This is a genomic window from Pseudoalteromonas sp. 0303 (assembly GCF_013349995.1).
GTDB lineage: Bacteria > Pseudomonadota > Gammaproteobacteria > Enterobacterales > Alteromonadaceae > Pseudoalteromonas.
On the sequence record NZ_JABVXF010000184.1, the window covers coordinates 1 to 365 of the forward strand.

A 365-nucleotide genomic window follows, 5' to 3' on the forward strand; every position below is an offset into this window, starting at 1 on the left:
GATGCAAATGATGTCATTGCAATAGCTGCCGCTTCTTTCTCACCTAATGTCCGCCCGTGTAAATCACTGACGCAAGCACAGCAAAGCTTACAGTCAATAGAGCGCATGCGCGCCTTAGCTGAAAAGCAGAAGCGACAGCTGGCTAATCAAATCAGAGGCCTGTTACTTGAATTTGGGGTTGTAATCAAGCAATCAGAATGCGCGTTTAGGCAAGCTATCCCTGAGATTCTAGAGGATAGCGATAATGGGTTAACCGCAGGTTTAAGGGAGTGTCTAGCTCAGTGTTATGAATTATTTAAAGCGCAATCAACATTAAAAGAAACATTAAATGAGTTACTGACAGGTTTAGTAAAACAAGATGAGCA

At 42.7% G+C, this 365-nt stretch carries 1 pseudogene; it reads left to right on the top strand.

The window, feature by feature from the left end:
• Window positions 1-365: pseudogene (locus tag HUS62_RS22720) on the top strand (IS110 family transposase); the annotation flags it as partial.